Annotated in this window: 29 protein-coding genes; 22 read left to right on the forward strand and 7 right to left on the reverse strand. The window is 34.6% G+C overall.

The genetic code is table 11. The features are described from left to right. Window positions 1-16: 16 nt before the first annotated feature. From CHHT_RS02805 to mrdA, 12 genes are read left to right on the forward strand one after another with little or no spacing between them, the layout of a single operon-like run. Window positions 17-1,264, forward strand: a complete 1,248-nt coding sequence (locus CHHT_RS02805) for a GGDEF domain-containing response regulator (RefSeq protein ID WP_034962621.1) — start codon at window positions 17-19, stop codon at window positions 1,262-1,264. Then, entirely contained in the window at window positions 1,261-2,025 is a 765-nt protein-coding gene (locus CHHT_RS02810) for a TatD family hydrolase (protein WP_034962622.1), read from the forward strand. The genes CHHT_RS02805 and CHHT_RS02810 overlap by 4 nt, the downstream gene beginning before the upstream one ends. A gap of 8 nt (window positions 2,026-2,033) precedes the next feature. Further along, the gene (locus tag CHHT_RS02815) at window positions 2,034-3,242 is read left to right on the forward strand and encodes a lytic transglycosylase domain-containing protein (protein ID WP_034962623.1); all 1,209 of its coding nucleotides are present in this window, start codon (window positions 2,034-2,036) and stop codon (window positions 3,240-3,242) included. Further along, window positions 3,226-4,002 (forward strand): septal ring lytic transglycosylase RlpA family protein, encoded by a 777-nt coding sequence (locus CHHT_RS02820; RefSeq protein ID WP_250209350.1) that lies wholly within the window; start codon window positions 3,226-3,228, stop codon window positions 4,000-4,002. The genes CHHT_RS02815 and CHHT_RS02820 overlap by 17 nt, the downstream gene beginning before the upstream one ends. A 3-nt stretch (window positions 4,003-4,005) precedes the next feature. Further along, window positions 4,006-4,578: an imidazoleglycerol-phosphate dehydratase HisB gene (hisB, locus tag CHHT_RS02825; protein ID WP_034962624.1), complete on the forward strand. Its 573-nt coding sequence runs from the start codon at window positions 4,006-4,008 to the stop codon at window positions 4,576-4,578. After that, a complete protein-coding gene (locus CHHT_RS02830) occupies window positions 4,575-5,063 on the forward strand; it encodes a KdsC family phosphatase (RefSeq protein ID WP_034962625.1) in 489 nt (162 codons plus the stop codon). The genes hisB and CHHT_RS02830 overlap by 4 nt, the downstream gene beginning before the upstream one ends. Before the next feature lie 38 nt (window positions 5,064-5,101). Continuing rightward, on the forward strand, window positions 5,102-5,587 hold the full coding sequence (locus CHHT_RS02835) for a hypothetical protein (RefSeq protein WP_034962839.1): 486 nt from the start codon (window positions 5,102-5,104) through the stop codon (window positions 5,585-5,587). Beyond that, entirely contained in the window at window positions 5,569-6,042 is a 474-nt protein-coding gene (gene lptA, locus CHHT_RS02840) for a lipopolysaccharide transport periplasmic protein LptA (protein WP_034962626.1), read from the forward strand. Before CHHT_RS02835 ends, lptA begins: the two co-directional genes overlap by 19 nt. 8 nt (window positions 6,043-6,050) lie before the next feature. Further along, the gene (gene yihA / locus CHHT_RS02845) at window positions 6,051-6,647 is read left to right on the forward strand and encodes a ribosome biogenesis GTP-binding protein YihA/YsxC (RefSeq protein WP_034962627.1); all 597 of its coding nucleotides are present in this window, start codon (window positions 6,051-6,053) and stop codon (window positions 6,645-6,647) included. Next, window positions 6,648-7,106 (forward strand): N-acetyltransferase, encoded by a 459-nt coding sequence (locus CHHT_RS02850; protein WP_034962628.1) that lies wholly within the window; start codon window positions 6,648-6,650, stop codon window positions 7,104-7,106. A 5-nt stretch (window positions 7,107-7,111) separates the two neighbouring features. After that, window positions 7,112-7,564 carry a hypothetical protein gene (locus CHHT_RS02855; protein ID WP_232051101.1) on the forward strand — a complete coding sequence of 151 codons (453 nt, stop codon included), beginning with the start codon at window positions 7,112-7,114 and terminating at the stop codon, window positions 7,562-7,564. Further along, window positions 7,561-9,363: a penicillin-binding protein 2 gene (mrdA, locus tag CHHT_RS02860; RefSeq protein ID WP_059434723.1), complete on the forward strand. Its 1,803-nt coding sequence runs from the start codon at window positions 7,561-7,563 to the stop codon at window positions 9,361-9,363. The genes CHHT_RS02855 and mrdA overlap by 4 nt, the downstream gene beginning before the upstream one ends. A gap of 72 nt (window positions 9,364-9,435) precedes the next feature. On the opposite strand, the gene CHHT_RS02865 is transcribed toward mrdA, so the two are convergent. From CHHT_RS02865 to CHHT_RS02895, 7 genes are read right to left on the reverse strand one after another with little or no spacing between them, the layout of a single operon-like run. After that, a complete protein-coding gene (locus tag CHHT_RS02865) occupies window positions 9,436-9,696 on the reverse strand; it encodes a FlhB-like flagellar biosynthesis protein (protein WP_034962629.1) in 261 nt (86 codons plus the stop codon). 1 nt (window position 9,697) lies between these two features. After that, complete coding sequence (locus tag CHHT_RS02870; protein ID WP_034962630.1) at window positions 9,698-11,410, reverse strand: flagellar hook-length control protein FliK; 1,713 nt, start codon at window positions 11,408-11,410, stop codon at window positions 9,698-9,700. Next, window positions 11,388-12,560 (reverse strand): MFS transporter, encoded by a 1,173-nt coding sequence (locus CHHT_RS02875; protein WP_051663754.1) that lies wholly within the window; start codon window positions 12,558-12,560, stop codon window positions 11,388-11,390. The genes CHHT_RS02870 and CHHT_RS02875 overlap by 23 nt, the downstream gene beginning before the upstream one ends. 40 nt (window positions 12,561-12,600) lie before the next feature. After that, the gene (locus tag CHHT_RS02880; protein ID WP_064019686.1) at window positions 12,601-13,062 is read right to left on the reverse strand and encodes a hypothetical protein; all 462 of its coding nucleotides are present in this window, start codon (window positions 13,060-13,062) and stop codon (window positions 12,601-12,603) included. Then, the gene (locus CHHT_RS02885) at window positions 13,049-13,348 is read right to left on the reverse strand and encodes an AtpZ/AtpI family protein (protein WP_034962633.1); all 300 of its coding nucleotides are present in this window, start codon (window positions 13,346-13,348) and stop codon (window positions 13,049-13,051) included. Before CHHT_RS02885 ends, CHHT_RS02880 begins: the two co-directional genes overlap by 14 nt. Then, on the reverse strand, window positions 13,345-14,616 hold the full coding sequence (gene hemL, locus CHHT_RS02890) for a glutamate-1-semialdehyde 2,1-aminomutase (RefSeq protein ID WP_034962634.1): 1,272 nt from the start codon (window positions 14,614-14,616) through the stop codon (window positions 13,345-13,347). Before hemL ends, CHHT_RS02885 begins: the two co-directional genes overlap by 4 nt. Further along, on the reverse strand, window positions 14,616-14,969 hold the full coding sequence (locus CHHT_RS02895) for a c-type cytochrome (RefSeq protein WP_034962635.1): 354 nt from the start codon (window positions 14,967-14,969) through the stop codon (window positions 14,616-14,618). Before CHHT_RS02895 ends, hemL begins: the two co-directional genes overlap by 1 nt. A gap of 77 nt (window positions 14,970-15,046) precedes the next feature. Here CHHT_RS02895 and folD point away from each other — a divergent pair, with 77 nt between their 5' ends. The 10 genes from folD (at window position 15,047) to napA (ending at window position 25,452) form a co-directional block, all read left to right on the forward strand. Next, entirely contained in the window at window positions 15,047-15,898 is an 852-nt protein-coding gene (gene folD / locus CHHT_RS02900) for a bifunctional methylenetetrahydrofolate dehydrogenase/methenyltetrahydrofolate cyclohydrolase FolD (protein WP_034962636.1), read from the forward strand. After that, window positions 15,895-16,758 carry a signal peptidase I gene (lepB, locus tag CHHT_RS02905; protein ID WP_034962637.1) on the forward strand — a complete coding sequence of 288 codons (864 nt, stop codon included), beginning with the start codon at window positions 15,895-15,897 and terminating at the stop codon, window positions 16,756-16,758. The genes folD and lepB overlap by 4 nt, the downstream gene beginning before the upstream one ends. After that, entirely contained in the window at window positions 16,745-17,389 is a 645-nt protein-coding gene (locus tag CHHT_RS02910) for a site-2 protease family protein (RefSeq protein ID WP_034962638.1), read from the forward strand. The genes lepB and CHHT_RS02910 overlap by 14 nt, the downstream gene beginning before the upstream one ends. Before the next feature lie 53 nt (window positions 17,390-17,442). Then, entirely contained in the window at window positions 17,443-17,892 is a 450-nt protein-coding gene (gene rpiB, locus CHHT_RS02915; RefSeq protein WP_034962639.1) for a ribose 5-phosphate isomerase B, read from the forward strand. Then, a complete protein-coding gene (locus CHHT_RS02920; protein WP_034962640.1) occupies window positions 17,886-18,218 on the forward strand; it encodes a membrane protein in 333 nt (110 codons plus the stop codon). Before rpiB ends, CHHT_RS02920 begins: the two co-directional genes overlap by 7 nt. A gap of 10 nt (window positions 18,219-18,228) precedes the next feature. Further along, the gene (gene apt / locus CHHT_RS02925) at window positions 18,229-18,777 is read left to right on the forward strand and encodes an adenine phosphoribosyltransferase (RefSeq protein WP_034962641.1); all 549 of its coding nucleotides are present in this window, start codon (window positions 18,229-18,231) and stop codon (window positions 18,775-18,777) included. Between the two features lies 1 nt (window position 18,778). Beyond that, window positions 18,779-19,393 carry a DedA family protein gene (locus tag CHHT_RS02930; protein WP_034962642.1) on the forward strand — a complete coding sequence of 205 codons (615 nt, stop codon included), beginning with the start codon at window positions 18,779-18,781 and terminating at the stop codon, window positions 19,391-19,393. Beyond that, window positions 19,374-20,843, forward strand: coding sequence for a leucyl aminopeptidase (locus CHHT_RS02935; RefSeq protein ID WP_034962643.1), 1,470 nt, complete (start codon window positions 19,374-19,376; stop codon window positions 20,841-20,843). Before CHHT_RS02930 ends, CHHT_RS02935 begins: the two co-directional genes overlap by 20 nt. After that, complete coding sequence (gene ychF / locus CHHT_RS02940) at window positions 20,843-21,946, forward strand: redox-regulated ATPase YchF (protein ID WP_034962644.1); 1,104 nt, start codon at window positions 20,843-20,845, stop codon at window positions 21,944-21,946. Before CHHT_RS02935 ends, ychF begins: the two co-directional genes overlap by 1 nt. A gap of 725 nt (window positions 21,947-22,671) precedes the next feature. After that, window positions 22,672-25,452, forward strand: coding sequence for a nitrate reductase catalytic subunit NapA (gene napA / locus CHHT_RS02945; RefSeq protein WP_034962645.1), 2,781 nt, complete (start codon window positions 22,672-22,674; stop codon window positions 25,450-25,452). Window position 25,453 lies beyond the last annotated feature (1 nt).

The following is a 25,453-nucleotide window of genomic DNA, read 5'->3' on the forward strand; positions in this document are numbered from 1 at the left end:
TTTTTGGATATTTGTTATGAAAGAAAGAATCTTAGTTGTCGATGACAACAAGGCCTTAGCGAAGTTGATAGCTAAAAAAATGGAACAAGATGTTGATATGGATGTTGTCGTTGCGCATAGCTTTAGCGAAGCAAGAGATATCATAGAAGATAACGATGATTTTTTTATAGCTCTTTTAGATCTAAATTTACCAGACGCGCCAAATGGCGAGATAGTTGATTATGTTTTATCGAAAAATATACTCGTGATCGTTCTTACTGGAAGTATGGATAACGCGACAAAAGATATATTTACAAATAAAAACATAGTTGATTACGTCGTCAAAAGCAATATGAATAATATAAATTATATTTTTGATACCATAAATAGGCTTAGTAAAAATAGAGATTATAAAGTAATGATAGTAGATGATAGCACTCCTATGAGAAATAAAATCAAGCAATTTTTACTTTCTCAACAATTTAAGGTCTTTGCCGCAGCGCATGGCGAAGAGGCTATGAGCTATTTAGCTGATAATCCAGATATCAAACTTGTTTTAACTGATTATAATATGCCAGTTATGGACGGTTTTGAGCTTATGGGACACATCAGAGAAAAATATTCCAAAAATGAAATAAGTGTTATAGCCATCACAGGAGACAACTCAGACGTCGATACTGGAGCAAAATTTCTAAAGAACGGTGCAAATGATTTTATCGTCAAGCCTTTTAGCAAAGAAGAGCTAATGTGCCGCGTAAATAATAGTATCGAGTCTATGGAAAATATCAAATTTATGGCAAAATTAGCTAATACGGATTTTTTGAGTGGTGCTTATAACAGAAGATATTTTTATATGAATATGGACGAGTATTACAAGACTTGTTTAGATCAAAGCTTTGCAGTGGCTATGTTTGACATAGATGATTTTAAAAGGATAAACAATAGTTTTGGACACGATATAGGAGATATAGTCATACAAAAACTCTCAAGCTTTTTGATAGGTGGTCTTGATGAAGACGACTTAGTAGCTCGTTTTGGTGGAGAGGAGTTTTGCGTAGTTTTAAAAAATATTAAATTTGATGATGCTGTAAAAAAAATAGTATCCATAAGAGCCAAAATCGCTGCTTGTTTAATAAATATAAAAGGTTTTGATATAAAACTTACAGTTTCTGTCGGCGTTACTAACGGAGACTTTTCTAAAGATATCGACTGGCTTATATCAAAATCCGATGAAGCACTTTATAATGCGAAAACAGCCGGAAAAAATAGGGTAGAAATATTATGATTATAGATACTCATTGTCATTTAGATGATGAAAGATACATTGACGATCTAGATGATTTGATAAAAAATTTACAAAATAATGGCATAAAACAGGTGATAATCCCCGGTGCTGATATCAATGATTTACCAAAAGCGTGTAAAATAGCAAATAGATATGATAATATCTTTTTTGCAGTCGGAGTTCATCCTTATGAGACAGAGGGCTATGACAGAGATACTTTGATCAAATTTGCTAAAGATAGAAAATGCGTAGCCGTAGGAGAGTGTGGACTGGACTATTTCAGGCTTCCGCAAACTGGTGTTTTAGAGTATAAAAATAGACAAAAAGATGTTTTTATAGATCAGATAAAGTTAGCTTCAAAGCTAAAAAAACCTCTTATCGTACATATAAGAGATGCAAACGAAGATAGCTTAAATATACTAAAAGAGTATAAAGATGAACTTGTAGGTGGAGTTTTGCATTGTTTTAATGCAAGTCCTATCTTGCTAGAACTTAGCAATAAGTTTTACTATGGTATCGGTGGAGTTTTGACGTTTAAAAATGCTAAAAAACTAGTCGAAATTCTACCACAAATTCCGCTTGATAAAGTGATAATAGAAACCGATGGTCCGTATCTGACGCCTGAGCCACACCGTGGTGAAAGAAATGAACCTAAATTTACTAATTTTGTAGCACAGAAGATAGCTGATATTTTAAATTTAACAAAAGACGAGGTGGAGGAGATCACGACTAAAAACGCGCAAAGATTATTTAATATTTAAGGAGCCTAATGAAATTTTTTACAACTATTTTACTATGTTTTTTAGCTGCTAGTTCGCTTTTTGGATATATACCTGCAAATAATGATTATAACTCACAACTAAGAGTTTTAAAAGAGCTTGATATAGATCCTAAATACATGAAAGATCCATACTTCTTAGCTATGAAATTTGATGATTCGAGTTCTAGAAAAAAAAGTTTCGTAAATACCATAAAAGAAGAATACAAACACATATCTATGTTAAAAGAGCTTATGGATAAGCACAATATGCCAAAATCATTTTTGTATCTTGCTATAGTTGAGAGCGGACTATCAAATAAAGCGATGTCAAATTCAAAAGCGGCCGGTATGTGGCAGTTTATGGAAGGTACAGCAAAACTTCACGGGTTAAAAGTAGATAAATATGTCGATGAAAGACGTGATCCTATCGCTTCGACTCTTGCAGCGGTAAAATATTTAAAAAATTTAAAAGCGCAATTTGGAAAATGGTATTTGGCTATTATGGCTTATAACTGTGGCGAGGGAAATTTGAAAAAAGCTATCGCAAAAGCTGGTTCTGACGATCTTAGCGTTTTAGTAGATCCAGATAAAAAATACCTTTCTTTAGAAACTAGAATGTTTATAAGAAAGATACTTTTAGTTGCAAATATGGCCGAAGATAGTGATTTTATCATTGCAAACGATTCTTCGATACTAAATAATGCAAATCAAATAAGTATAGCAAGAGTTTCAGTGCCAGGAGGAACCGCTTTGAGCGAAGTCGCAGAAGCCATAGGCCTTAGCACTAAAAAGATGAAAGAGTATAACTCTCATTTAAGATACGGCTTTACTCCGCCAAATTTAAAAGAGTATTATCTTTATATACCTCTTAATAAAAAAGATATTTTTGCAACGAATTTTAAACCTATGGATAGTAAATCATTTAAAATTTATGATGTTAAAAAAGGCGATACTATAGCTAAAATAGCGACTAAATGGAAAGTTAGTCCTAAAGAAATTCAAAAATACAATGACATAACAAAAGTAAAGCCAAACGATAAAATTATTATTTTAACATCAAAGAATAGCCAGGCATTAGCAAATTATATAGTTAAAAAAGGCGACACACTGCTTGGAATTTCTAAAAAATTTGATGTACAAGTAAAAGATATAGTAGAGTTAAATAATCTTAAAAGCTCAAGTTTGGGAATAGGGGATAGTATTGTCATACCTAAATAAAAATTTATATCTAGCTTGTTTCGTGCTTGTATTTACCGGCTGTTCTATAGTAAAAAATATACCGTATTATCCAAGTAAGGATTTTCAAACAAAGAGTATAAATAACTCATCTAGTATGCATAAAGCCACTATGAAACCATATACTATAAATGGCAAAACTTACTATCCTACGGTTGTTGAGGTCGGCGACACGGCTAGTGGAATCGCAAGCTGGTATGGTCCGAATTTTCACGGTAAAAAAACAAGTAACGGTGAAAACTATAATATGAACGCGATGACTGCTGCTCATAAAACTTTACCGATGAATACTATGGTTAAAGTACTCAATTTAAAAAATGGAAAAACTACACTCGTAAGGATAAATGATCGTGGTCCGTTTGTGGCGGGACGCATCATAGATCTATCTAAAGCCGCGGCAAACGAGATATCTATGATAGGTGCTGGAACTGCCCCTGTTAGACTAGAAGTTGTTGGATTTTACGGTAAAGTCGAGACTCCAAGCAATAAATCAGCCACTACTCACACTTATGCTGGTGGAAATTTTATGGTGCAAATCGGTGCATTTAGAAAGAAAACTGGAGCTGACTCGTATAAGAAAGAGTTTGATAAGACAAGTGGATACAGAGTGACTGTTAGAAACTATGTGCTAGATAGCGAGCCTATATATAGAGTGTTCTTAACTGGATTTAGAAGTGAAGATGAAGCTAGAGATTTTATAAGCTCGGGTAAATTTAAAGGCGCATTTATAGTAAGGGATTAAAAAATGATAAAAAAACATAGAGTTACAAAAGAAACAGATATTGAACTAGAACTTGAGATAAACGGTAGTGGAAAAAGCGAAATAAATACGGGTGTAGGGTTTTTTGATCATATGCTCATCTCTCTTGCTAAGCACTCATTGATGGACATAAAGCTTAGTTGTAAAGGTGATCTTTTTATAGATGATCATCATAGCGTAGAAGACTGCGGTATAGTGTTAGGATCTGCTATAAAAGAGAGTATATATCCACTTAAAGGCGTAGAGAGATATGCAAATAGCGTTGTTGTTATGGATGAAGCCGCTGTTGAGTGTGCTATGGATCTTTCAAACAGAGCATATCTTGTTTATGAGAGTAAGATGAATGAAAAAATAGGTACGTTTGATAGTGAACTTATCGAAGAATTTTTTAGGGCTTTGGCTATGAATGCTGGGATTACTTTACACATTATAAAGCTTAGAGGGACAAATTCCCATCATATCGCAGAAGCTAGTTTTAAAGCATTTGCGGTTGCTTTTAGAAGAGCGATGAGCAAAAATGAACGCATAGAAACACCTAGTACAAAGGGTGTTTTATGATAGAGATAATATTTCTCGATGTTGATGGATGTCTTAGCGATGGCGGTATTTATAAAACAAATAGTGGTGATGAGTTTAAACGTTTTGATGTAAAAGACGGTTTTGCTTTGCAGCAGTGGAATAAGCTAGGAAAAATTTCAGCTATCATAACTGGTAAAAAATCCCTTATCGTTGAAAACAGGGCAAAAGAGCTTGGTATAAAATACTGTTTTCAAGATGTAAAAGACAAGATGGCAAAGGCTAGTGAGATACTAAATTTAGAAGGTCTAAGTTTTGATAATGCAGCTGCTATCGGCGATGATCTAAATGATATGAGACTTTTATCTAGTGTTGCTCTTAGTTTTAGTCCAAATGACGCTCATGAATCAGTAAAAACGGATATCAAACTTAGTAAAAATGGTGGTTTTGGCGCTGTTAGAGAAATGATAGATATCATTATCGATAGATCAAATTTAAAAGATAAGTGGTTAAGCTCTTGGTTGTAAAAATATTTTATGTAATTATAGCCTTATTTAGTGTTAGTATGGTTTTTTTAATGACTCAAAGCCCGTATTCTTCACAAAATATAAAAGCCGAGATAAGCATAGCAAATATGCAAGCAAATAACGTAGTAGATTATGAGCTAAACTCTACTTTAGTTTATGGACGCTACGAAACCAAAAGTATCATTAGGTATAAAGAATATGATGAGTTAGATACGTTTAAAGGAACGCTTTTTAGGGGAGATTCGGTGCATTTTTTAGAATCAAAAGATGCCTTGATAAGACAAAATTTGATAACTCTTACAAATGATGCTATCTATAAAAATCAAGACGATTTCAAATACGAATCGCAAAAAATAGTATATGATATGCAAAAAAAAGAGCTCTTTAGCGACGTGCCGTTTAAGATCACGCAGTATAAGCAAAATACTAATGCTGATATCATAACTGGAAATAGCGTTTTATACAAGATAGACGATAAAAAAATATTTGCAAAAAAGGTTCAGGGATGGTTGGAAAGAAAATAAGTTTTATATTTGGGTTATTCTTGGCTATAAATTTAAATGCTGAGCGCATTGAAGTTACTAGCGAAGATTTTTTTGCAGATGAAAAAGCTCTAGTGAGCGATCTAAAAGGAAACGTAGTTATCAAAAAAGGTGATTATGATACATTAAATGCTGATTTCGTAAAGATATTTTTTGATAAAAATAAGCAGCCTATAAAATACGTAGCTACCGGAAATGCTAAATTTAAAGTCATTTTGAATGAAAAAAATTACGATGGGAGCGGAGAAGAACTCACTTACGAGCCATCAAAGCAGCTTTATACGTTAAAACAAAATGCGTATCTTCATGAAATGCAGACCGATAAAAAAATATATGGGGATATCATTACCGTAAATCAGCTTGAAGGTACTTACAAAGTCACTAGCAAAGATAAAAAACCAGTTAAATTTATCTTCCAGATCGAAGATAAAAAATAAGGTTTCAAATGATAAGAATAACAAGCGCGAAGTTTCTTGGCTCATCAACTAGTGTAGATGACGCTGCTGATTTTGGTATGAGCGAAGTCGCATTTTTAGGTCGTAGTAACGTAGGTAAAAGCTCACTCATAAACGCTCTTACAAATCATCAAGGTTTAGCAAAATCCAGCTCAACGCCGGGTAAAACTCAGCTTATTAACTTTTTTGAAGTTATATTTGACAACGAAAATGAGAAGATACCGCTTATTTTTGTTGATCTTCCCGGCTTTGGTTATGCTAAAGTAAGTAAAAGTTTGCAAAATGCTTGGCAAAAAAATCTAGACGAATTTTTAAGAAAAAGACTTAATATAAAAGTTTTTGTTCATCTCATAGACTCACGCCATACTGATTTATCCAAAGATGAAAATTTAGGATTTTATTTAGATGGATTTGTTAGAAACGACCAAAAAATCTTAAATTTATATACAAAGTGCGATAAGCTAAATCAGGCTGGGAGATCAAAAGTACTAAAAACAGATAAAGATGCTCTGCTTGTTTCTAGCTCAAAAAGAAGCGGTATAGATAAAGCGGTGCAAAGCATATATAACGGGGTTTTTGGAATTTAAATGATAATTTACAAAAAAGCAAGGCTCGCAGACATCTCCTCTATGCAATGTCTTGTTAGAAAAGAGGTTGAAAATGGAATCATACTTCCTAGAAGTGATGATGAAATAGCTACAAATATACGTTCATACACGCTTGCTTGTGATGAAAACGATATAGTTGGATATAGCGCTTTGCATATTCATGCATCAAATTTAGCTGAAGTTAGAAGTCTTATCATAAAAGACGGTTTAAGAGGCAAAGGGATCGGTGGCGGTCTTGTTAAAGCGTTGCTTGATGAAGCAAAAAGTCTTGGTATAAAACAAGTTTTTACGCTTACTTATAGGGCTAGTTTTTTTGAGAAGCTCGGTTTTGATCGTATCTCAAAAGAGAAACTTCCAGCTCAAAAAATTTGGGCTGATTGTATCAAATGTAAACATTTTCCAATATGCAACGAAATAGCGTTAATTTATTATCTATAAGATTTGTGATTTTTTGCGTAGGCTTGATAGCTTATGAGATTATGAGTGCTGCAAATCATTTTTTACCACCACTTATCGGGCTATTTTTTGCTTATTTAGTGGTGTTAAAAAACGAGAGCGAAAAGTATATAGGCGATATAGATAAAAGGTGGTATTTGTCTTTTATATTTATTATCTATGCTGAACAGATACATGGATTTGAGCTTTTTTCTACCATTTTGGCATTTATTTTATTTTATAACTTTATAAATGACCAGCTTAAAATCAATATGAAATGTCGTGGATGCTTGCTTGTGATATTTGTATTTAGCGGATATATCGGTACGTTTTTGCTTAGTGATCTTATTTTGTATATTTTAAATCAACCGCTTTTAGGATTTAATTATGAATATTATATGTATTATATCGTAGTAGAGTCTGCTATTTCGGTGATGCTCTTTAAGGAGCGTGTATTATGAGAATGAGGATCGCATACGCCGTACTGATTTTAGTTTGGACGATTTTGCTCGTTAGAATTTACTATCTTAGCATAAAATCTAATGAGTATTATGAAGATATAGCAGAGAAAAATGCTATCAAAACAGAACTTATCGCTCCTATAAGGGGTCAAATTTTAGATATAAAAGGAAGACCATTAGCGGTAAATAAACTCGGATTTTCTATACTTATCAAGCCTCATCTTAGAAATAATGAAAAAGTTTTAGACACCGAGATAAAAGCCATAAGCGATGTATTTACTGATCTAAATGCTACTAAGCTTAAAAGAACGTATTTAAAAGATGATTCTCCATATAATCAAGATTTTGTAGAAGTCGTTGAATTTATAGATTACGATAGTATGATACCGCATTTTGCAATGCTTAGTTTAAGAGACAATATAATTATAAAACCTGCTAGCAAAAGGCATTATCCTTATAGCAGTCTTGCTAGCCATGTTATAGGATATGTAGGGCGCGCAAATCAAAAAGACATTCAAAATGATGAACTTGCTAAGATAACCAACTACACAGGAAGAAGCGGCGTAGAAAACTTTTATAATGAAGTACTTCAAGGAAAAAGCGGCGAGAGAAAGACGAAGGTTACAGCACTAAATCAAGAAGTAGAAGAAGTATCATATACAAGAGCGACTAGCAAGGATATAACTTTAACTTTAGAGCTTGAACTTCAAAAATATATAACTGAGATTTTTGGCAATGACGCTGGAGCTGTTGTGGTTATGAGCCTAAAAGATGGAGCTATTTTAGCTGCTGGAAGCTTTCCTGAGTATGATCTAAATCCGTTTGTTACTGGAATCAGCCAAAAAGAGTGGGACGCTATCATAAATAACTTAGATCATCCATTTACGAATAAACTGGTAAATTCACTATATCCTCCAGGAAGCGTCGTAAAAATGGCTATGGGAATGGCGTTTTTTGATAGTGGTAGGATAACGCCTAGAACAAAGATAATGTGCGATCCTTATTTTGAGCTTGGAGGGCGTAAATTTAGAAATTGGAAGAATTACGGCGCTGAAAATATGACTATAGTAGAGGCTATAAAAGAGAGCTGCGATACGTATTTTTATAGAGGAGCTTATCAGATAGGTATAGATAATATAGCTCCGGTTTTAGAGCGTTTTGGTTTTGGCAAAAAGACCGGCATTGACTTGCCAAACGAATACATAGGCGTCGTCCCTTCTCGTGAATGGAAAAAAGCCAAAACAAATACGCCTTGGTATCACGGCGATACTCTAAATACGTCCATAGGGCAAGGAAATTTTCTTGTGACTCCGGTTCAAGTCGCGAAAGATACGGCGATCTTTGCTACTGGACTTGATATGACTCCTCATTTTTTGTATAGCATAGATGGAAAAAAAGTAGAATGGGAGGTACAAGACAACTTGACAAATAAAGAAAAAGCCGACATAGAGTATATAAGAAAGGGTATGCATGATACGGCAAATATTTTTGGAGGTACTGGTTTTAGAGCTCTTAGCGCAGCTTCTATAAAGCTTGCTGCTAAAACAGGAACGGCTCAAGTAGTCGGCATCTCTCAAACCGATAAAGAAAGAATAAAAGAAAACGATATGAAATACTATGAGCGATCACACGCTTGGATAACGACTTACGGACCTTATGAGGACCCACAGTTTGTAGTAACTGCTATGGTCGAGCACGGCGGGCACGGTGGAAGTGCTGCAGGTCCTATCGTGGCAAAAATTTACAATAAGCTTATAGAACTCGGTTATATAGATAAAAAATATCTAAAGAAAAAGTAAGATCGAATTTTGGCAAATTAAGAGATTATATATAAGATTGAAAAGTGCAAAAGATGCATAAAAAGTTTGAATTTATTTTATCTTAGTAGCTCTATACAAAAAGCTAAAGATCTCTGCGACTGCTTTATAGAGATTTGGCGGAATTTCTTGATTTATATCTACTTTGCTTAAGATCTCGACTAGATCACTATCTTCTTTGATAGGGATCTCGTATTTCCTAGCAGCTTCTATGATTTTTGAAGCAACCTCTCCTTTACCGCTAGCTAGTACTTTTGGAGCGTTATCTTTTTTCTTGTTATAGCCTAGAGCTACAGCCTTTTTTATCTTTGCCATTTTACGCTTTCACACTAAAACCAAGATCAAATGGCTTTTGCTCATTGTACGGCTCAAATTTAGCTTTATGAGTTAGTGAAAAACTACTTATGATGAGTCCTAAATTTGTTATAGCAGTTTTTAGCTCTTTACTGGAGTTTAAAATGATATCTTTAAAATCCTCTTTCCCAGTAGAGATCATAATATCTATAAATTTACCATCAAATAGTCCTAAGATCACGCTAACAGAACCGTATTTGATGAAATTTAGGTCAATTTTGGCGTAGAATTTACTTTTGCCTTGTTTAAATGCTACGCTGCTACTATCTAGCCCGTCCCAAACATAAGGCAGATATGTTTGGATAGAGTTTCCCGCGAAGCTCATTAGCTGGTGCATTTCTATTTGAGTTAGGAGGCGATTTACATTTTGATTTATGTTATTAAGATTAGCTCCATTTTGCGTAGCTTCTTTGAGATTTAAAAGCGTAGCTTTAACATCATTTGAAAGAGCTTTTAAACTCTCATCTATATTGTTCGGTGTGATGTTTGGTATATCAAGAGTAGCCTTCTTTGTGAGCTTACTGAGGTGGTTTATCTGTACTAAATTTTGCTTAGCTTCATTTGCGTTTTTATCAAAATAATTTATAATACTTGAGAGTTTTTTAGCTGCGAGACTTAGTTTTTCTTGTAAATTCGTGTTATTAGCGTCGGTACTTATAGCGTTCATAAGACGCTCTATCAAAGTACTGCTTTGCTCCAAGCTCATCAAATTTGAAAGAGTGTTTGCCTTTGTGATCCCCAAAGAGTCTTTTAGCGTATTTATTTGCTTGCTTATATCATTCGTTATATTTATAAGCTCATTCTTGATGGACTTTACATTTTTTAAATTTGGAAGTTCAAAGTTTATTTTTTCTACTTGAGACTGAGTTTTTTGGAGTAAATTCTGCACAAAGTCTAGTGCTTTTACCGTACTAGAAATTTTGGTTTGTATGTTTTGAGATGTATTTGTTTTGTTCAAGCTTTGCGTAGCTTGTTCATTTGAGAGAAGATTTGCTGACTTATCTAAGAATTTTATAGCATTTTCTATGCTTTTTCCTAGATTTAAGAGTGGTTTTAAATTTGAGTTGTTTATGACGTTTAAATTTTTGGTTTTGGCATTTTCTAAGATAAGCTTTAAATTATCAAAACTTTTTTGTATATCACTATTTTCATTTTTTGCAAGCTCTAAAAAGCTTTGCTTTAGTTCATTGCTTTGTACTTTTTTCATTAGGCTTAAAAGCTCTTTTATGCTAGTTGGCAAGCTTTCTTTTCTTAGAGCTTCGCTTACTTTAGCTTCTAACATAACGCCTGAATTTTTGATATTTGAGGCAAGATCTGCGTTTTTTATCTGCTCTATAGGTTTTAAAAATTCTTCTAATTTAGTTGCAAATTTACTTAAATTTGGATCTGATTTTATAGAGTTTATTAAGTCTACAACGTCTTTCGCAAAATTCGGTGCAACTTGAGCATTTTTGGCTTGATTTAAGACTTGCGGCTTAAAATTTCCGTCATTATTTGCTTTTAGTTGATCTAAAAGTTTATTTGTGAGCTGATTTAGTTTAACATCTATTTCGCTAAGCTCAGTAGGATGAGCGCTGTCTTTTTTAAATATGGTTTTGGGAGAGCTTAGGTCTTTTTTCTCGTCTTTTTGGTTTATTTGAGTATTTGGAGTGCTATTGTTGTTTGTTATTATCATCTAATACCTCGCTTAGCATCATACTATGCGAATTTCCTACGCTAAAAGCGTTGTTTGGTTTAGTAACGTTTTTTTGAAAAGATGCAAATATAAGTAAAAATAGCGAAGCGCAAATATAAAAATATAAAAATCCAAAATGCGTGAAATAATATATCAATAAACCTATGATAAGCGGAGCTAAAAGCGATCCTGCGATATAGCTAAATAGTATAGCGCTACTTACTTCTACATATCTGTTTTTATCGGTTACTACGTCATTTGCTCTAGCTACTGCTAGGGCGTAAAGTACAAAAATACCAGCACCCAAAAAGAACGTAAAAAAATACTGCATATAGATACTTGGCTTGATGATGATAAAAAACAAAGACGACGTAAAAGTGATGAACGAAGCTAAGATAATGGCGTATTTTCTACCAAATTTATCTGAAAATTTACCAAATAATGCGTGAGAGATAAATCCCCCTACCATAGCTACGACTATTAAATTTCCTGCTTCTTTAGCAGAATATCCTTGATCTAATACAAAAAGCGTAGCCATAGAAAAAAAGCCGTTCATACAAAGTCCAGAGATGATCCCCGTACAAAGCGCTAAAGGTGCGATACTAAAAATTTTTGGAAAACTTATCTTTATGGGTGCGGGGACTTGTGGTGCGTGAATTTTTAGTAAATTTAAAGGTATTGCTCCAAAGATTATAAATATTGTTCCTATTAAAAATATCTCATTTGCATCTAAATTTAGACTCATTATCATAGCGCCTATACCAAAAGATGCGTAAAATACTATTTCATAAAACGACAAGACGCGCGAGCGAGTTGCATTTTTACTCTTTGCATTTAACCAGCTTTCTATGACTATCGTGATACTATAATAACTAAATCCAAGCACAAATCTAAGAACAGCCCAAAAAATAAGGTTGTTGCTAATGCTATGTGAGAGCGCGGACAAGGCAAATATCGCGGTAAATATAGTATAAGCTCTGATATGTCCGACTTTTGAGATAAGCTTATGAGAAACTATGGTACAAACTAAAGCTCCTATGAAAAAAAACGATATTACTATACCTATTTGAAGTCTGTGTGCGCCCATCTGAGTTAGAAGCAAACTAGCCGAACTAACAACTAGTCCATTGGCTATAAATATAAATGACATTCCAAAAAATAGCGCACTTAGTGAAATTATGATCCGTCTGCTACCGCTCACGTGTAAACACTCCTGCTAAAAATACTCCTATTGGCATAACTGCAAGTCCTATCAAAAAAGAAAACGGCTCAAACAGATCTTTTCTAAGTAGCATAAAAAATGCCAAGATGAGAGTGATGTATCCGATCAGCCTATATGGCTTAAAAGCCCCTATGATATCTACTTTTCTAAATTTAGTTTGTTTAGATAAGTTTTTTGGATCATCTTCCATTTCGTCATCTTCTTTAATATCCTCAAATATAGCCTTTTCAGTTTCGCTTAATTCATAGTTTAGTGATCTGTTTTGCACTCTTGATTTATAACCCTGATAGCTTCCAAAAAGTATGATCATAGAAGCTATCATAGCTACTTGCGAATTTAAAAGTTGTATTTCTCCGAAACTAGCGGCTACAAAGATAAGCAAGACGTCTAAAAAAACATAAAAAATTATGAGTTTTTTAAATTTCATCATCGCCCGCTTTTAAATTTGATTGAGAATTTGAAGAGTCTTTTTTGAACTCGTCATAGCTTTTTACCTGAGATTTATAGGCTTTATAGACGTTATTTATAGCTGCTGCTACGCCTATGAAAATACCTACCCCAAGAAGAGCATTGCTTCCAGTCCAGCTTTTAAGCAGATATCCGATACCAAAACCCATAAGCACAGCTACAACTATAGAAATGCCAAGGCTTAGGTTGTCGGCTGCTTTTATGGTTGAGTTTATCTTCTTGCTTCTTTCGTTTTTTTGTTCGTTCATAGTGCTTTAAAACTTTCTTTCACGGCTGAGGCTGTTTTATCCAGGCTGTCCTTAGATAGCTTTGTGCAGACAAAACTGGTTTCAAACTGACTAGGGGCTAAATAGATACCGCGTTTAAGCATTTGGGCGTGAAATTTAGCGAACATTTTCGTGTCTGATTTTAATGCGTCAGCGTAGTTTTTTACCGGATTTTCGTTAAAAAAATACCCCCACATAGAGCCCCTCATATCTGTTTGAAGAGGAATTCCTGCTTCATTTGCACTGCTTTGTAACGTATCTATTATAAATTTACTTTTTTTACCAAGCTCATCGTATAAATTTGGTGTAGCATAAATTTTATTTAGAGAAGCAAGACCTGCTGCCATTGCAACTGGATTTCCGCTAAGAGTTCCTGCTTGATAAACTCCACCAAGAGGACTAATGAGATCCATTATCTCTTTTTTTCCTGCATAAGCAGCACAAGGCATTCCGCCACCTATAACCTTACCAAAAGTTATTATATCGGCTTTTATTTTATTAAATTCATAGCTTCCAGTTTCACTTGCTCTAAATCCGCTCATAACTTCGTCAAAGATAAGTACGGCGCCGAATTTATCACAAATTTTTCTAAGACCTTCTAAAAACTTTAAATTTCCTGGCACAAGTCCCATATTTCCGGCGATAGGCTCGACGATGATCACGCCGATATCTGCATTTTTAAAGCATTTTTCTACACTTTCAAGATCGTTGTAGGTAGCAAGGTGGGTGTTTTTGACTATATCTTCTGGCACTCCAAGGCTTGAAGAGTATCCAAAAGTAGTAGCTCCGCTTCCTGCTTTTACAAGCAAGCTATCGCTGTGTCCGTGGTAGCAGCCCTCAAATTTAACTATCCCGTCTTTACCGCTAAATCCGCGTCCTAAACGAATAGCACTCATAGTAGCTTCAGTTCCGCTACTTACGAAACGAATTTTATCTAGCCACTCAAATTTACTTAAAACTAGCTTTGCAAGCTCAGTTTCAAGAAGGCAAGGTGCGCCAAAACTTAAGCCTTTTTTTGCCGTATTTATAACCGCGTTCTCTATATCTTTCTCACAATGTCCAAATATGAGCGGCCCCCAGCTAAGCACGTAATCCACGTATTGCTTTCCTTCTATATCATACAAAAACTCATCTTTACCGTGATCTATGATAAGTGGATCTTCTCCAACGCTACCAAATGCGCGCACAGGAGAATCAACACCTCCTGGTATGTATTTTTTGGCTTCTAAAAAAGCTTGTTTGTTTGTCATTATTTATCCTTGTTAAATGTTTTTACGTATTCATACAGATTTTGAATTTCTAAGTCTGTTAAAAAATAGCTCGGCATAATACCGCGTGATTCTTTTAGTGCTGATCTGAATTTACCAAATTCAAGATTGTTTATGCGTGGCGCTCTTAACTCATTTTCTATATATTTTTTATTTTTTTTATCATAGCTTTTGTATTTTGATATTAGTCCACCCTCAGCCTTGTCACCGTGACATTTATTGCAACCAATACCGCGTGGATTTTGGTATAACATCTTGGCATATTCGAGCTTTGTGATAAAATCTTCTGCTAACAAAAAAGTAGAAGTTATTAAAAAAATATATAGAAATTTCATCTAAAATCACCCAAATTTAATTCAAATTTTGTTATCATACAATCTTTGTAATAAAAAAAGCATAAAAAGGATCAAATTTGCAGATAATAGACGGCAAAAGCGTAAGTGCAAAAGTAAAAGAAAATATCAAAAATGAGGTTTTAAATTTAAAAAGATCAGGCATAACTCCGACGTTAGCCGTTATCTTAGTCGGCGAAGATAAAGCTAGTCAGACATACGTTGCTAGCAAAGAAAAAGCTTGCCAAGCTTGTGAGATAGGCTCGGTGATGCATAGACTAAGCAAAGAAACTACGCAAAGTGAGCTTTTAGCTCTCATTGAGGTTTTAAATTTAGATGATAGTATAGATGGCATTTTAGTCCAGCTTCCACTCCCAAGCCATATAGATACAAACAAAGTCTTAGAGGCTATCGATCCTGCTAAAGACGTTGATGGATTTCACGCCGTAAACGTCGGAAAGCTCTCAAGCGGACTTGATGGATTCGTGCCTTGCACTCCGCTTGGTATTATGGAGCTCTTAAAAGAATATAACGTAAATTTACAAGGTATCTCAGCAGTCGTTATCGGCAGAAGTAATATAGTCGGAAAACCTATGGCAAATTTACTTTTAAATGCTGGAGCTACGATAACCGTGGCTCACTCTAAGACGCAGAATTTAGCTGAAGTGGTAAAACGTGCTAAACTCATAGTAGTCGCAGTAGGAAGACCGAATTTCTTAAAAGAAAATATGGTAAGTGATGGCGCTATAGTTATCGATGTAGGCATAAATCGCTTAGACAGTGGAAAGCTAGTAGGTGACGTGGATTTTGATGGTGTTGCTCCAAAATGTTCTCTCATCACTCCAGTTCCTGGTGGCGTGGGACCTATGACTATCGCTATGCTTTTAAGCAATACCTTAAAATCAGCCAAACAAAGAAAGCTTAGTAAATGAAAAAAGTTTTTTCTAGGCTTTATGACTTTTCAAGTAGCTGGACTGGAACTATCGTTATAGTACTTCTATTTATATTTTTTGTAGCTCAAGCCTTTGTGATCCCAAGTGGATCTATGAAAAATACACTTCTCATCGGAGATCATCTTTTTGTCAAAAAATTTGCTTATGGAATTCCTACGCCTCATATCCCATGGCTTGAGATCCCAGTATGGTTTGATAGCGACGGCGATGGACATCTCATAAACGGTGATAAACCAAAACGCGGTGATATCGTCGTATTTAGATATCCATCAGATCCGAAAATTTACTACGTAAAAAGAAATTTTGCTCTTAGTGGAGATGAAGTCGTATTTGCTCCAAAAACTATGTATTTAAGACCGTACGAAGGTGATGATTTTATAGATAAAAATTATCCAAAAGAAGATATAGTAAGTTTCGGCGGTAAAAAATTTGTCAAAGAGCCATATAAATTTAAAGGTATTCATTATGAAGATAAAGGCGAAAAAGACAACTTTGTAGGGCAAAGCGCAGATACATTTACTATAGCTCTTTACTATCTAAATCAAAATAAATTCGCTATGCAACCAGCTCAAGTAGAAGAGTTGCCATCTATAAACGGTTTGCCGTTTAACGCATTTTATTTTAAAGTGCCACAAAATGAGTATTTTATGGTTGGAGATAATAGAGAAAACAGCAACGATAGTAGATTTTGGGGAAGCGTACCTTATAAATACATAGTAGGAACGCCTTGGTTTGTATATTTTAGCTGGGATAAAGACTATAAGGTGCGTTGGGAGCGTATAGGAAGACTTGCAAATACTATAGAAAACGATGAGACTTTGATATATGAGCAACCTTGATATAAGTTCGCTCATTACTCTTGTTTTGGTACTCATCGTCTCTGTCGTCGGCCATGAGATAGCTCACGGTTTTGTAGCTTTTAAATTTGGAGACGATACTGCAAAGAGCCAAAATAGACTAAGCCTAAATCCGCTTAGGCATATAGATTTGCTAGGAACTATCATAGTTCCTTCTCTTATGTTTTATGCTGGCGGGATACTTTTTGGTTGGGCTAAACCAGTTCCGATAAATCCATATCTTATCACAAAAAATGGTGGATATTTCGGAATGATTTGCGTGAGTTTAGCCGGCATTGTTTTTAATGCTCTGCTTTGCATATTATCATTTATATCGTTATATGCAAATTTAGTTCCAAATGAGCTTGTACGTGCTATTTATATGCTTTTTAGTATAAATTTGATCTTAGCGATCTTTAATTTATATCCAGTCCCACCACTTGATGGCTCAAAGGCTTTAGCTTATATTTTGCGTATTTTTAAATTTGATAATATCGCAAATTTATACCAAAAGCTAAACAGATATGGTTTTATCATTTTGATCTTGATCATTATCACTCCTGCTAGTAAGGTGATATTTATGCCTATTTTTTCATTATTGGAGTTGGCAAATGAGATACTTAGCTCACGCTAATTTAAAGTTGAATATGATATAATGACACAAATTTAAGCATTCGGAACGATATAATGGAAGTAGGGAAAGTTTTTATAGCAAGTGATCACGCAGGATTCGAAGCTAAGGAATTTAGCAAAGAGTGTCTAAAAAAACTAGGTTTTGAAGTAGTGGATCTAGGCACGAACTCAAAAGATATGAGCGTTGATTATCCTGATTTTGCAAATATAATGGCTGAGAGTTTGAACACTAAAGAGCCTGATTTTGGTATCTTGGTTTGTGGAACAGGACTTGGTATATCTATGGCGGCAAATCGTCATAAAAATATCAGATGTGCGCTTTGTCACGACGTAAGCACTGCAAGACTTTCACGTGAGCATAATGATGCAAACGTACTTTGTTTTGGCGCTAGAGTTGTTGGAGCTGCTGTTATCGAAGATATGATAAATACGTTTTTTTCCACCGAGTTTGCCGGCGGCAGACATCAAAAAAGGGTGGATAAGTTAGGATTTTGTTCATGTTAGCCGATTGGATTTTTTATACTATTTTGATATGTCTTTGTTTGTATCTCACAGTTATGGTTTTTTACTATAAAACACTTCTTAAAAAAGAGCTTTCTATGAGAGATTTTATGAAAAATAATCTCGATGATACAGAAGTCGTTATCAGAAAGCTTCAAGTGCAGTTGCAGCGAAGTCTTGGCAATATAGATATCTTAACAGATGAATTAAACAAGATCAAAGCAGACGTGACGAGCCTAAGAACTAGAAACTCACAATACCGCATAGAAAACGACAAACTTCGTCAAAGAATCAAGGAATTAGAAGGCAAGATAGAAGCCTTATTATAAAAGGATAACAATGAAAAAACTATCAGTTGCGGATAAAGACTATCTTTTAAGTACGATAAGGGACGTGAAAGATTTTCCAAAGCCGGGAATTTTATTTAAAGATATCACTACGCTTTTGAATGATAAAAAGGCTTTTAAATTTTTAATGGATCACTTAGAAGATAGATATAAAGATGAAAATTTAGATTTTATAGTAGGCATAGAAAGTAGAGGATTTATACTTGGGGCGGCACTTGCATCTAAGCTTGATCTTCCTTTTGTTCCTGTTAGAAAACCACATAAGCTTCCATATATAACAATATCTCAAAAATACTCTTTAGAATACGGAGTAGATGAGATAGAGATGCATGTAGATGCATTTAGAGATCTGAAAGATCCTAGGGTTTTGTTAGTAGATGATCTTATAGCTACAGGCGGAACTGCTATAGCGGCTTGTGATCTTATAGCAAATGTCGGTGCCAATCTTGTAGAGGCGTGTTTTTTGATAGATCTTTTGGAACTTGGCGGAAGTAAAAATTTAAAAACCAGATATCCGATATATAGTATTTTAGAGGTTTGATATGGAAGAAACCTTAAAAAATATTATATTTGATTACAAAGAGTGGTCATATGTCGTCATTTTTCTTTGGTGTATCGCTGAGGGCGAGATCGCTCTTATACTTGCTGGTATATTAGCTCACGAAGGTCACGTAAATTTAGCTATGATAATTTTTGTAGCTGGAATAGGCGGATTTGTCGGAGATCAAATTTACTTTTATATAGGCAGGTATAACAAAAAATATATACAAAAAAAGCTCGTCACCCAAAGACGGAAATTCGCAGTTGCTCATCTATTGCTCAAAAAATACGGTTGGCCTATCATCTTTATACAACGTTATATGTATGGATTTCGTACGATCATACCTATGAGTATAGGCATAACAAGATATAGCGCAAAGAAATTTGCATTTATAAATTTGATCAGTGCATGGATGTGGGCAGGGATCACCATTATACTTGCTTGGTATTTTGGACAAACTATCTGGAATGCGTTGCACTGGGCTGAAAAACACTGGTACCTTGCCGTGCCTATAGTGGCTTTGTTCTTGATAAGCTTGCTATATGGCTTTAAAAGATTAGAAATTCATATATTAAATGAAAGGAAAAAAAGACATCATGAAATTTCAAATAATTGAAAAATCATTTGACGATATAAAAGCTGATTATGAGCTTATATTTATAGTTGGTAATAATTTAGAACATAAATTTATAAAAGATCTAGAGTGTTTTGAATTGTACAATTTCAAAGGCGATAGTGTATTAAATTTACCAAATTTAAGACGAATTTATGTGGGTATAAAAAATCTCGAGCCAGAGAGTTTGAGACAAGGTGTAGCAAAAGCATATAATGCTATAAAAGAGCTAAACATATCGAATTTAAAAATGCATAGTTATGTCGGTGGTTGCTTTAAGATGAGTTTTGCAGCGATCGTTGAGGGCTTTTTGCTTGTTAGCTATAAATTTGATAAGTATAAGAGTGAGAAAAAAGATACTAAACTAAAAGAGATATTTATCTGCAACGAAGAGTACGGCGATAAAACAGTACCTTTAGAGCAAGCAAATTTAGGTCTAATCCACGCAAAAGCCGTATGCGAAGCTACAAATTTTGCAAAAGATATAGTCAATGAAATACCAGAAATCTACACTCCTGATAAGATGGCCGAAGATGCTAAAAAACTATCTTTAGAATACGCAAATATCGAGTGTAAAATCCACGATGAAAACTATCTAAAATCCGAAAATATGAACGCTTTTTTAGCTGTAAATAGAGCTAGTATCAATCCTCCTCGCCTTATACATTTAAAATATACTCCTAAAAAGAGCATAAAAAAAGTTGTATTTGTAGGAAAGGGACTTACTTATGATAGCGGTGGTTTGAGCTTAAAACCAAGCGATTATATGCTAACTATGAAAAGCGATAAGAGCGGAGCGGCCGCTGCTATGGCTATCATAAAAGCGGCTAGCGTTTTAGAGTTACCATTTGAGATTCACGCTGTTTTAGGCGCTGCTGAAAATATGATAGGCGGTAATGCTTACAAACCTGATGATGTACTGATAACTAGAAGTGGAGTAAGTGTAGAAGTAAGAAATACTGACGCTGAAGGAAGGCTTGTTTTGGCAGATTGCTTAGACTGGGCACAAAGCGAGCTTGATCCTGATCTTCTTATAGATATGGCTACTCTCACAGGAGCTTGCGTAGTAGGTCTTGGCGAATACACGACAGGGATTATGGGAAACAACTATGAGCTTCAAAGCGAATTTAAGAATTACGCAGGTAAAAGCGGTGAGAATTTAACTATTTTGGAATTTAATGATCATTTAAGAGAGCTTATAAAATCAGATATCGCTGATATCAGCAACACTTCTTCAAGTCGTTATGGCGGCGCTATCACTGCTGGATTATTTTTAGATAAATTTATAAAAGAAGATTTTAAAGATAAATGGCTACATCTTGATATTGCAGGTCCTGCTTACGTAGCAAAGGCGTGGGGATATAATGGCGCAGGAGCTTCTGGAGCTGGAGTAAGAGCTAGTTTATACTACTTGCTTAAGCTTGCAAGAAATCATGAAAAGGAAAGTAAATAATGGGTTTAGCAGTAGGCATAGTAGGACTTCCAAACGTTGGAAAATCAACGACTTTTAATGCTCTAACAAAAGCTAGTAACGCAGAGGCCGCAAACTATCCGTTTTGTACTATAGAGCCAAATAAAGCTATAGTTCCTGTTCCTGATGCGCGTTTGAATGAGCTTGCAAAAATAGTAAATCCAAATAAAATTCAACATTCAACTATCGAATTTGTAGATATCGCAGGACTTGTAAAAGGCGCTAGTAAAGGTGAAGGACTTGGCAATAAGTTTCTCTCAAACATCAGGGAAACAGAAGTCATTTTGCATATAGTAAGATGCTTTGATGACTCAAACGTTACTCACGTTGAAAATAGTGTAGATCCGATCAGGGATATCGGTATAATCGAAACTGAGCTCATCTTAGCAGATATAGAGCAGCTTGGCAAAAAGATAGATAAACTCACAAAAGAAGTAAGAGCAAATACAAAAGGTGCAAAAGAGAGTTTGGAGTGTGCTACTTCACTTTTAGAGCACCTAAATGACGGAAATAGCGCTAGTAGTTTTAGCGAATTTAATAGCGAAGTTTTTCAAAATTTAAATAAAGAATTGCGTTTGCTTTCTGCTAAAGAAGTAATTTACGGAGCAAATGTTAGCGAAGATTTTATTGCAGAAGATAATGAGTATGTAAAGCAAGTAAGAGACTACGCAACACGTTCAAACCACGAAGTTATAAAACTTTGTGCAAAGATAGAAGAAGAACTTGTAGGATTAGACGATAATGAAGCAGCTGAAATGTTAGAGAGTCTAGGAGCTAAGCAAAGTGGGCTTGAGAGTATCATTAAAACAGCTTTTGCTAAGCTAAATTTAATCAGCTATTTTACCGCCGGAGTTGTCGAAGTTCGTGCTTGGACTATACATAAAGGCTGGAAGGCGCCAAAGGCCGCAAGCGTTATACATAATGATTTTGAGCGTGGATTTATCAGAGCCGAAGTGATAAGCTATGAAGATTTTGTAGCAAGTGGAGGCGAAGCTAAAGCAAAAGAAGCCGGAAAAATGAGGCTAGAGGGTAAAGATTATGTCGTGAATGATGGTGACGTGATGCATTTTAGATTTAATGTGTGATTTAAAAAGGAGATATCTCCTTTTTAAATTTATCCATACTTATGCTATTTTTTAATTATTTGTTACAAATAGTAACAAAATATACAAGTCTTACGCTTTATTTAAAATTTCAAAGGTTATTTTAGTGCGATATCAAGATAAATTTAAAAAAAATATAAATTGTAAAAATAACCTTTAACATTATAGATTTTATATGAGTTTATATTTAGTTTTTATTTAAATAATATAGAATATAAAATATAGCATTAGATATTTACAAATAATTTTGATAGAATATTGTTATTAAAATAGTATGGATAGTTTGTTTATCATATAAATAGGCTAAATTTGGCTAATACACGCAAGTCTGATAAATATGATATTCCTTAAATTATTACTATTTTAAAAGCTAAATTTATAAATTATAGTATAAAAATGATATATTTTGTTTGGTATATTATCTATATAAATTTTTAATTTTACTATTAAATTTTGATAGTAAATATTATTAAAAACTAAATATATAGTTAATATAAAGATTTTTAATCGTGTTGGTATAAATATGAACATTAAGTTGTTTCTATGATAAAAATATATCTTATTTTATGACTATATTGTATAGGTTAATACCTAAATTAGTTTATTATATAGATAGTTCGAATTTTAATTTATCAAGAATAAATCATAAAAATTTGCTAAAATTCGACTGTTACATTTTGCAACGTAATGCAAGAAAGGTGAAGAATATGGATAGACGAGAATTTATTAAAAGTTCAGCCGCGGCTGCTGCTTGCTCAGCTGCTGGTATAGCTGCTCCTAGTTCGCTAAGTGCTGCTGAGGGTGAAAATAGTTGGCGCTGGGATAAAGCTCCTTGTAGATTCTGTGGCACAGGCTGTGGTATCATGGTTGCTACAAAAAACGGTAAAATTGTTGCCGTAAAAGGCGATCCACTAGCTCCTGTAAATAGAGGACTTAACTGCATAAAGGGTTACTTTAATGCAAAAATTATGTACGGTGAAGATCGTATAACAAAACCTCTATTAAGAGTAAATGCTAAAGGCGAATTTGACAAAAAAGGTAAATTTCAAGAAGTTAGTTGGCAAAGAGCGTTTGATGAGATGGAAAAACAATTCCGTAAAACTTATACAGAGCTTGGACCTACAGGTATAGGCGTATTTGGCAGTGGTCAATATACTATTCAAGAAGGTTACGCTATCTCTAAGTTGATTAAGGGCGGTTTTAGAAGTCACAACATAGATCCAAATGCACGCCACTGTATGGCTAGTGCCGTTGTCGGTTTTATGCAAACATTTGGTATAGATGAGCCTGCTGGTTGCTATGATGATATCGAACTTACAGATACCATAGTAGCTTGGGGAGCAAATATGGCAGAAATGCACCCTATCCTTTGGTCTAGGGTTAGTGATAGAAAACTTCAAGATCCAGAGCGCGTAAAAGTAGTAAATTTATCTACTTACTCAACAAGAACTTCAAATATCGCTGATATTGAGATAATATTTACACCACATACTGATCTTGCTATATGGAACTATATAGCTAGAGAGATTGTTTATAATCATCCTGATGCCATCAATAAAGAGTTTGTAAAAGCAAACTGCGTATTTACAACAGGACCAGTGGATATCGGTTATGGTATGCGTGGCAATATCAACCATCCAAAATATCTTCCAAGCGAGCTTGATACTGCTGCAAAACAAAAGTCAAAAATAGTAAGTGGAAATGAAGGTGTAACTCTTGCATATCTTGGAATGAAAACAGGTGATACACTAGAAAATAAAAATGCTGGTGGAAAAGCTGGAAATCACTGGATAATACAATATGAAGAGTTTAAAAAAGCTCTAGCTCCTTATACTTTAGATTTCGTAGCCAAACTTGCAAAAGGCGATCCAAACGAAGATTTAGAGGAATTTAAGAAAAAACTAAAAGCATTAGCTGATCTATATATAGAAAAAAATCGTAAGGTAGTGAGTTTCTGGACAATGGGTATGAACCAACACACAAGAGGCGTTTGGGTAAATGAACAAAGCTATATGGTTCACTTCTTGCTCGGCAAACAAGCAAAACCAGGTAGTGGAGCATTTTCACTAACAGGACAACCAAGTGCTTGTGGTACTGCTAGAGAAGTAGGAACATTCTCTCACAGACTTCCTGCTGATATGGTTGTAGCAAATCCAAAACATAGAGAAATCACTGAAAAAATTTGGCAAATTCCAGCTGGAACTATAAATCCAAAACCGGGTGCTCCATATATGAAAATAATGAGAGATCTTGAAGATGGAAAAATCAAATTTATATGGGTGCATGTAAATAACCCATGGCAAAACTCTGCAAATGCAAACCACTGGATAAAAGCGGCACGCGAGATGGACAACTTTATAGTAGTAAGCGAACCATATCCTGGAATCTCAGCTAAAGTTGCAGACCTTATTTTACCAACTGCAATGATATATGAAAAATGGGGAGCTTATGGTAACGCAGAAAGAAGAACCCAACACTGGAGACAACAAGTTTTACCAGTAGGCGATGCGATGAGTGATACTTGGCAATATATGGAATTTTCAAAACGTTTTAAACTTAAAGATTTCTGGGGAGAAGTAAAAGTAGATGATAAGCTTACTTTACCAAACGTACTAGATAAAGTAACTGCTATGGGCTACTCACCTGAAGATACTCTTTATGATGTTTTATTTGCAAATAAAAAAGCTAAGAAATTCTCTGCTGATGATAAAATTATGGCTGGTTATGACAATACAGAAGTATTTGGCGATAGTAGAAATGTCGTAGGATCAGACGGTAAAGTATTTAAAGGATATGGTTTCTTTATACAAAAATATTTATGGGAAGAATACCGTGAGTTTGGTCTAGGACATGGACACGATCTAGCAGATTTTGATACTTATCATAAAGTTAGAGGTCTTAGATGGCCAGTAGTTGATGGTAAAGAGACTCTTTGGAGATTCAATACAAAATATGACGTATATGCTAAAAAAGATAATCCAAATGGAGAATTCTCATTCTATGGAAATAAAAACGGTGCTTTATTAACAGGAGATCTATTAAAAGCTACTTCAAAAGAAAAAGAAGCGCTTAAGAGCAGAGCTAAGATATTCTTCCGTCCTTACATGGATCCACCAGAGATGCCAAGTAAAGAGTACCCTCTATGGCTATGTACAGGTCGTGTTCTAGAACACTGGCATAGTGGTACTATGACTATGCGTGTTCCTGAGCTTTACCGCGCTGTCCCTGAAGCACTTTGCTTTATGAACGAAATAGACGGAAATAAATTAGGCATAGCTCAAAACGATATCGTATGGGTTGAGAGTCGTCGTGGCAAAGTAAAAGCTAGGGTAGATTTCCGTGGTAGAAATAAACCTGCTGAGGGCTTAATATATGTTCCATGGTTTGATGAGAATGTATTTATAAACAAGGTCTGTTTGGATGCAACAGATCCTATTTCTAACCAAACTGACTTCAAAAAATGTGCAGTTAAGGTTTATAAGGCTTAAT

It is taken from the genome of Campylobacter hyointestinalis subsp. hyointestinalis, assembly GCF_013372145.1.
Lineage (GTDB): Bacteria > Campylobacterota > Campylobacteria > Campylobacterales > Campylobacteraceae > Campylobacter > Campylobacter hyointestinalis.